The sequence below is a fragment of the Bradyrhizobium betae genome, assembly GCF_004123905.1.
Taxonomy (GTDB): Bacteria; Pseudomonadota; Alphaproteobacteria; order Rhizobiales; family Xanthobacteraceae; genus Bradyrhizobium; species Bradyrhizobium betae_A.
Window position 1 is genome coordinate 90,774 of sequence record NZ_MZXW01000026.1, and the last position, 8,353, is coordinate 99,126.

At 64.4% G+C, this 8,353-nt stretch carries 7 protein-coding genes; all 7 read right to left on the reverse strand.

Annotated features, from left to right (window positions below):
• Positions 1-74: 74 nt before the first annotated feature.
• The gene (locus B5V03_RS23190; RefSeq protein WP_129272709.1) at positions 75-428 is read right to left on the reverse strand and encodes a nuclear transport factor 2 family protein; all 354 of its coding nucleotides are present in this window, start codon (positions 426-428) and stop codon (positions 75-77) included.
• Positions 429-531: 103 nt separating this feature from the next.
• Positions 532-2,004, reverse strand: coding sequence for an amidase (locus B5V03_RS23195; protein WP_129272710.1), 1,473 nt, complete (start codon positions 2,002-2,004; stop codon positions 532-534).
• Between the two features lie 122 nt (positions 2,005-2,126).
• The gene (locus tag B5V03_RS23200; protein WP_129272711.1) at positions 2,127-3,599 is read right to left on the reverse strand and encodes an amidase; all 1,473 of its coding nucleotides are present in this window, start codon (positions 3,597-3,599) and stop codon (positions 2,127-2,129) included.
• 208 nt (positions 3,600-3,807) lie between these two features.
• Positions 3,808-4,779 carry an iron exporter MbfA gene (mbfA, locus tag B5V03_RS23205; RefSeq protein WP_129272712.1) on the reverse strand — a complete coding sequence of 324 codons (972 nt, stop codon included), beginning with the start codon at positions 4,777-4,779 and terminating at the stop codon, positions 3,808-3,810.
• Positions 4,780-4,863: 84 nt separating this feature from the next.
• On the reverse strand, positions 4,864-6,012 hold the full coding sequence (locus B5V03_RS23210) for an alpha/beta fold hydrolase (RefSeq protein WP_129272713.1): 1,149 nt from the start codon (positions 6,010-6,012) through the stop codon (positions 4,864-4,866).
• A 124-nt stretch (positions 6,013-6,136) separates the two neighbouring features.
• Positions 6,137-7,006, reverse strand: a complete 870-nt coding sequence (locus tag B5V03_RS23215; protein WP_129272714.1) for an MBL fold metallo-hydrolase — start codon at positions 7,004-7,006, stop codon at positions 6,137-6,139.
• A gap of 17 nt (positions 7,007-7,023) precedes the next feature.
• Positions 7,024-8,214, reverse strand: a complete 1,191-nt coding sequence (locus tag B5V03_RS23220; RefSeq protein WP_129272715.1) for a serine hydrolase domain-containing protein — start codon at positions 8,212-8,214, stop codon at positions 7,024-7,026.
• Positions 8,215-8,353 lie beyond the last annotated feature (139 nt).

An 8,353-nucleotide genomic window follows, 5' to 3' on the forward strand; every position in this document is an offset into this window, starting at 1 on the left:
TGCCCCGCCCCCCGTGCGCAATTGCGCACTAGGCGGGGCATGACAGCGGAGAGGATGCGATCAGTGTGCCTACCTCACCGCGACACGTGCGCCGACACTGCCAGCCACTTCCCGTTCTTCTTCTCCCAACAATCGGTGTATCGCCCCGACGTCTGCTGGCCATCGGCCGTCGTGTAGCTGGTCGCGGCGTGGATGATGGCGAAGTCGCCCATGATGCGGATGATGACGTCGCGCTCGATCAAGTTCCGGATCGTGATCGGCTGCGCCGTTTGTTTCAGGAAGCCGGCGCGGTCGACCAGCGTCTTGTCGGGATTGGAGCAGTAGAACTCGGGCGCCAGGATTTCGTCGAAGCGCTCGACGTCGCAGTTCTGCACGGAGGCGACATAGTCGCGGTTGAGCGTGGTCAGCTCTTCCATGTCTTTGCTCATGACATTCCTCTCCCTTTTGGCATTTGGTGGCCATTTTGCTCCGTCGCATCAGCGCAAAATTGCTGCGCAATTTTGTCGCGGGCTCCTCGCAATGACGGGGGGACTAATCATCAAACATTGGCGGCGGTATGAACCCGCCGAACTCGCGCTCGATCAATTCGGCAAACCTGAGCGGCGTGCGGTCCTCCAGATACGGGCCGATGATCTGCACGCCGACCGGCAAGCCGCCCTTCGAAAGCCCGAGCGGAACGGCCGTCGCGGGCAGGCCAGGCAGCGTGGCGATGCCCGGCCAAGCGAGCTGGTCGGAATAGGGATAGTCCTTGCCGTCGATACTGATGCGCCGCTGGTCTTGTTCCGGCGAATGATCGTGCGGATAGGCCGGTGTCGGCATGATCGGGCAGATCACCGCGTCGAAACTCCTGAACAGGGCGCGCCACTGCGCACGCAAGGTGGCGCGAGCGCCGGCGTCAAGGACCCAGGCGCGATGGCGCGCCGTGATGCCGCGCAGCCGCTCGGCGCCGAAGCTCAGATCGTCCGGTGAGAGCTCAATCCCTCTGGCTTGCGCGTCTGCGTACTCCTCGGGCGGGAAGAACGCGCCAAGGAATCCCAGGAGCATGCGCATATAGAGCCGGGATGTTACCGCCAAGTCCGGCAGCAGCGCGCTCTCTCGCGTGATCGTCACGCCAGCCTTGGACAGATCGGTTGCAAGCTTTTCGATCGCACCGCGGACGTCCCGGTCCGTCGGCATCAGCGGATGGCTGTCGATCACCAGGACGCGAAAATCCCGCAGCGACTGATGGCGCGCTGCCGGCAGCTCGAGCTTGTAGGCGACGCCGGCTTCCAGCGGATCAGGCCCGGCCATCACGTCGAGCAACAGCGAGAGATCGGCAGCCGTGCGCGCCATCGGGCCGATCACCGCGAGGTCGCCCTCGCGCGGAATGGCAGGAAACGGTGGAGGTGTCTCGCCGCGCGCCGCGCAGAGATTGATGGTCGGCTTGTGGGCATAAAGGCCGCAATGAAACGCCGGCACGCGCAGGGAGCCCCCGATGTCGGAGCCGGTGGCGAGCGCACAATAGCCCGCGGCAAGGGCAGCGGACGAGCCGCCGGATGAGCCGCCCGGCGTGCGGCCGAGATCGTAGGGGTTGTTGGTCGTGCCGTAGATGTCGTTGTAGCTCTGCCAGTCGCCGAGCCCCAGCGGGACGTTGGTCTTGCCGAGGATCACGCCGCCGGCCTGCTTGATGCGGCTCACCGCCAGCGCATCTTCCGCCGGCTTGAAATCCTTCTGCGGCACGAATCCCCAGGTCGTGGGCAGGCCGGCGATGTTGAAGGATTCCTTGATCGTCACGGGAATTCCGAGCAGTGGCTGGGTCTCGCCGCGCGCGATCGCGGCGTCCGCTTCGTGGGCGGTGGCGAGCGCGCGGTCGAAATCGCGCACGCAGATCGCGTTGATCTTGCCGTCGTGACGTTCGATGCGGTCGATGGCGTCCCGGGTCAGTTCGACCGCGGAGACCTTTTTCGCAATCAGCGCGGCCGACAGTTCGGCCGCGCTCTTGAAGCTCCATTCCGATTTGGCCACGGCGCATCTCCTGGTTGTTTTGTAAGGATGATGCGCAGTTTGGCCCGATGGCGCAACCGTCGTTTGACAGCCATTGCGGTGCGAGCCCAACAACAGATCGTGGTTATCGGTCGGCTCGGGGCTCAATCATCAAACATCTTCGGCGGCACGAACCCGCCGAACTCGCGCTCGATCAGCTCGGCGAGCTTGAGCGGCGTGCGGTCTTCCAGCCACGGGCCGACGATCTGGACGCCGATCGGCAGTCCGTCCGGCGCAAAGCCCGTGGGGATCGCGGTCGAGGGCAGGCCGGGGAGCGTGGCGATGCCGGGCCAGGCGAGCTGGTCGGGATAGACGTGCTCCTTGCCGTCGATCGTGATGCGGCGCTTTTCCTGCTCCGGCGAATGGTCGTGCGGATAGGCCGCCGTCGGCATCACCGGGCAGATCACCGCGTCAAACGTCCTGAACAGCTCGCGCCATTGCGCCCGCAGCCGCGTGCGTCCGCCATTCGCCATCTGCCAATCGCGATGGCTGAGCGCGATGCCGCGCAGCCGCTCGGCGGCAAGGCTGTTGTCGCTCTCGGGCAGCACGGCCGCAGCAGCCTTCGCGCCGGCATAAATGTCGGGCGCGAAGCTTGCGGCGAGGAACGACATCAGCATCCGCATATAGAGCCGCGAGGACGTCGCGAAATCCGGCAGCAGCGGAGAGCTGCGCTCGATCTTGACGCCTGATTTGGCGAGATTGTCGGCCAGCCGGTTGATGGTGCCGCGCACGGCGGTGTCGGTCGGCAGCACCGGGTCGGTGTCGATCACCAGCACGCGGAAATCCCTGAACGCAGTGTGCCGCGCCGCCGGCAATTCGAGCCGGTAGGCCAGGCCCGCATCGATCGGATCGGGCCCGGCCATCACGTCGAGCACAAGCGAGAGGTCGGCGGCGCTGCGTGCCATCGGGCCGATCACCGAGAGGTCGCGCTCGAACGGCAGAGGCGGCAACGGCGGTGGCGTGTGACCGCGCATCGCCACGAGATTGAAGGTCGGCTTGTGCGCATAGATGCCGCAATGGAACGCCGGCACGCGCAGCGAGCCGCCGATGTCCGAGCCGATCGACAGCGGGCCATAGCCCGCGGCGAGCGCGGCCGAGGAGCCGCCGGATGAACCGCCGGGCGTGCGGCCGAGATCGTAAGGATTATTCGTGGTGCCGTAGATGTCGTTGTAGCTCTGCCAGTCGCCGAGCCCGAGAGGGACATTGGTCTTGCCGACGATGATGGTGCCGGCGTCCTTCACGCGCGTGACCGGCAGCGCGTCTTCTTTGGCGATGAAATCTTTCTGGGCGGGGATGCCCCAGGTCGTCGGCAGGCCGGCGATGTTGTAGGATTCCTTCACCGTCATGGGGAGGCCGAGCAGCGGTCTTCTTTCGCCGCGGGCCAGCGCCGCATCGGCGTCGCGCGCGGCGCTCAGTGCACGGTCAAAGTCCCGCACGCAGATCGCGTTGACCTTGCCGTCATGCCGTTCGATGCGGTTGATCGCATCCTGCGTGAGCTCGACCGCGGAGACCTTCTTCGCCGTCAACGCGGCCGACAGCTCGACCGCACTCTTGTAGCTCCATTCCGATTTGGCCACGACATGCTCCTGCGCTTCACTGGACGGATGATGCGCAGTTTGCCCGAGGGCTGCAACGGCTGTTTGATGGCGATTGAAATGCTGATGAGGCTCGTCGGGCGGAGGCCAAAAACGACGGTGTCGTCGCCCGGCTTGACCGGTTGAACCGATAGGCCGCGGCGTACTGGATTCCCCGCTTTCGCGGGGAATGACAGCGAGGGTGAGGCTGCTACGCCGCCCCGATCAAGATCCCTACCGCGAGCACAATCGCGCCGCCGAGCACGATCTGGAACACGGCCTGGAGGAACGGCGTGTCCATGTAGCGCGCGCGGATGAAGGCGATCGCCCATAATTCGAAGAACACGACCACGCCGGCTATTCCCGTCGCGATCCAGAACGCGTTGGCCCAGCTGTCGGGCACGAGATAAGGCAGCGTATGGCCAAGCCCGCCGAGCGTCGTCATCGCCCCGCAGGTGATGCCGCGCAGCCAGGGCGAGCCGCGTCCCGTCAGCGAGCCGTCGTCTGACAGCGCCTCCGCAAAACCCATGCTGATGCCGGCGCCAATCGAGGCGGCAAGGCCGACCAGAAAGGTCTGCCAGTTCTGGTGGGTGGCGAAGGCAGCTGCGAACAGCGGCGCCAGTGTCGAGACCGATCCGTCCATCAGGCCGGCGAGGCCGGGCTGCACATATTGCAGCACGAACATCCTCCGCCGCGTGCGGTCTTCCTCGGCGCGGACGTCGGGCTTCAAAATCTCGTCGGTCAGCGCGACGGCGCGATTCTCGTGATGCTTCTCTTCCTCGGCGAGATCGCCGAGCAGGCGGCGCACGCCGACATCCTCGGCCTGCTCGGCGGCGCGCGCGTAAAAGCGCTCGGCCTCGAGCTCCATGGTCTCGACTTCTTTGCGGATGGTGTCGAGCGGCAGGTTTTTCGTCAGCCAGATCGGGCGCCGGCGCAGAAAGCCTTTGACGTCCTCGCGGCGGATCGGCGGCAGGTGCTGGCCGAACCGCTCCTCGTAGAGCTTGAGCAGCCGATGCCGGTGGCCGCGTTCCTCCTCGGCCATCTCCTCGAAAATCTTGGCCGTGTCGGGGTAACGCTCCCGCAGATCCTCGGCGAAGCTCATGTAGATGCGGCTGTCCTCCTCCTCGGAGGCAATCGCGACCGCAAGCACCTCGCGCTCGGTCAGATCGGCAAATTTCTTCACGGCCCGGCCCTGTTTCGATAGTTTAGAATAGTTCTAAATCATATAGAGCGCCGCGGTTCCCCGGTCAAATCTGGCCATGTCAAATCAGGCCTTGCCGGCTTTCGCCAGGAAGTCGAGCAGCAGCCGGCTGACCTCGGCGGGCTGCTCCTGCTGCACCCAATGGCCGGCGCCATCGACCAAGTGGCAGCCAAGCATCTTCGTGCAACCGCGCCCCTGCATCGCCTCGAACACGCCGGGGCGCTGATAGGTGCCCCAATCCTGCTTGCCCGAGATGAAGCAGGAGGCCACGTCGATGCTGCGTCCCGCAAACAGCTGCATCTCGCTGTTGAGCATGCCCGACGTGCCGTAGCGATACCATTGCAGCCCGCCCTGGAAGCCGGTGCGGCCATACTCGGCGCCGTAAAAAGCGAGGTCGCTGTCTGGCAGCCATTGATTGGCGGCGATCGCGGCGGGTGAGGGCATCTCCTTCGCCACCGTCTCCGCCATGGTCTCGCCGGCGTCCATCACATAATAGGTCGGCAGTTTCGCCAGCTCATTCGCCGACCACGACTTCAGCGGGGTGGGCTTGTTGTCGGTCCAGTCCGCGCTCTTGTGATGATAATAGGCGCGCAGGAAATCATGCACGCCTTGCGGCGCGTGCTGCATGTCGGAATTGGCCGGGCGAGTCGCATAGTACCATTGATAATGGATGCGCGGACGCGGCAGCGCGGCGAGCTCGCGATGCACGGGATCTTCGACCGCAGGCTTAGCCGGTGCATCGATCGTGTTGAATGGCAACGTTGGCGCACCACCGAACGGCGCGCTCATCAGCGTCACCGAACGGAACACGTCGGGCCGGATCAGCGCGCACCACGCCGCAACCGGGCTACCGAAATCATGGCCGGCGAGATCGACCTGCCTGTAGCCGAACGCCGACACCAGGGCCAGCGCGTCGCGCACCAGGTTGAGGAGAGAGAACGGCGTGAGATCGCCGTCGTAATCCGCCGTCCATCCCGTGGTGCGGCCATAGCCGCGCTGGTCCGGCGCGATCACGTGATAGCCCGCAGCGGCGAGCGTCGGCATCACCTTGCGCCAGGAGAAGGCAAGTTCGGGAAAGCCGTGCAGCAGCAGGATGCAGGGCCGGCCCTTGGTCTCGAAGCCGGCCTCCAGCACATGCATGCGCAAGCCATTGATGCCGTCGACAGTGCGCGAGCGGATGCCGGCGGGGAGGGGGACGTCGGGGAGTGTTGTCATCGATTCTCTCCACTCGGGTGGAATCGTAGGGTGGGCAAAGGCGCGTTCTTCGCGCCGTGCCCACCATCTTTCCGCAACGCGTTTGACGTGGGCACGCTTCGCTTTGCCAACCTACGGCATCTCGCTAAACCGACTCGCACACGAACGCGTTGCCCTTGCGCTTGATCTTTCCGACCGACGGCGAGGGGAAATGCGCTGTGCAGCACAGCGTGTCGGTGTCGCAATAGCGCTCCAGAAAACTGCGGCGTGTCGTTGCCGCCTTGGCCGGGTCGACGTCGAACTTGATCGACAGCTCCGGATAGAGCGTCTGCAGCGGCGAATGCATGAGATCGCCCGAGAATACGGCATCGTCCTTGCCGCGGCCCATCGTAACAGCGATATGGCCCGGCGTATGACCTGGTGTCGGCAGGATGCGGACGTGGTCGCCGATCTCATGGTCGTTGCCGACCAGCTCATGGCGCTTCGCCTCGACCACCGGCAGCACGCTGTCGGCGAAGGGCGGGATCTCCGCCTTCGCGTTCTGCTCGAACCAGTGATCGTATTCCTGCTTGGCGAAGACGTAGCGCGCCTTGGGGAAGGTCGGCACCCAGCTGCCATTCTCCAGCCGCGTGTTCCAGCCGACGTGGTCGACATGGAGATGCGTGCACATCACGAAGTCGATGTCGTCGACCGAAAATCCCGCGGCGCTGAGCCCGCGCAGATAGGTGTCGTCGGTCTTCATGTTCCATTTCGGCCGCTGCGGCCGCGGCTTGTCGTTGCCGATGCAGCTGTCGATCAAAATGGTGTGGTGCGGCGTCTTCACCACATAGGATTGGAAGCACAGGAGCAAGACGTCCTGCTCATCCAGTGCCTTCGCGTCGCGCATCCACGCCCGGTTCTCGGCCAGCACTTCGGGCGTCAGTCCCGGCAGCATCTCCAGCGCAGGGACGAACGAGGTCTCCTGCTCGATGATACGGTGGATGGTGAGATCGCCGACCGCGTATTTCAGGCTCATGCTCGCTTCCTTTGTGATCAGTGCGCGTCGCGCACGGATGGAATGACGATGTTGGAGAGGATGTCCATTGCGGCCAGGCCTTCCTTGGGCTGGCCGTATTGCGCGGTGGTCGTCATCATGACGAGATCAAGCTCGGGCACGACGAAAATGCGTTGCCCGCCCCATCCGAAGGCGGCGACCCATTTGATCTCCTTGCCGCCGGCAAGCGAGCGGCCCATCCACCATTGATAGCCGTAGAACAATGTGCCGCCGAAATAGCCAACCGCCTGGAAGCGCGGCGTGATCGATTGTGCGATCCAGTCGGCCGAGACGATTTGCCGGCCGTTCCACTGACCGCGATTGAGCACGAGCTGGCCGATTTTCGCCGCATCGCGCGGTCGCAAGCGCAGCCCCGCGGCCGCCGCGAGCTTGCCGTTCTTGTAGTTCTTCCATTCGACATCGGTAATGCCGAGCGGTTGGAACAGCACCTCGCGCGCGAACGCCTCCAGCGACGTCTTTGAGGTGCGCTCGATGATGTTGCCGAGCAGCTCTGTGTTGCCGCCACTATAGGTCCACAGTGTATCGGGTGGCGCTGCGACCGGTCGCGACAACACATAGCCAAGCGGATCCGGCTCGGTGACGAGATGCGGCTCGTCGTTTTTTGGATCGGTCCAGTCCCGCGCCTCGTCCCATTTGAAGCCGGAGGACATCGTCAGCAGATGGCGCAGCGTGATGGCGTCCCATCCCGCCTGCTTCACTGCTGCGTAGTCGGGGAAGAATTTCAGAACAGGCTCATCGATGCCTGCGATGAGCTTGCGGTCGATCGCGATTCCAACCAGCAGCGAGGTCACGCTCTTGCTTGCCGAGCGCATGTCGTGCTTGGTCGTTGCGGTGAATTCGTACTGGCCGTCGGGCTGTCCCCAGGGTTGGTCGTAGCCGGCAAAATATTGCTCGAAGACGAGCTTGCCATGCCTGATGACGACGACCGAATGGACCGTGGTTGCCCGCTGCGTGAGACGCGCGGCGATGGTGCACAGCTTCGCCTCGTCCATGCCGACACTGTCGGGCGATGCCGTCTCCCAGCCATCGTCGATCGATGACGGCGATCCGCAGGCCTGATTGGTCTGTCCAGGCGACATGCTCTCGGCCCGTAGATGGGTGGTTGAGACGAAGAGCGCGAGCACGAGGCTCGCACTGAGACTTGCGAGACGGGAGAAGCGATCGCGCATCGTCATTCTCCCCAAACCCGGCGAAACCGGATTCAAGATGGTGCCGGTGACCCGCAACGCTCCCCGGTCGTTCATCACCAACATTGGTAACGGCGACAGCGTGCCGGCGGCGACGCCAGCTTTGGCACGGGGCATCGCC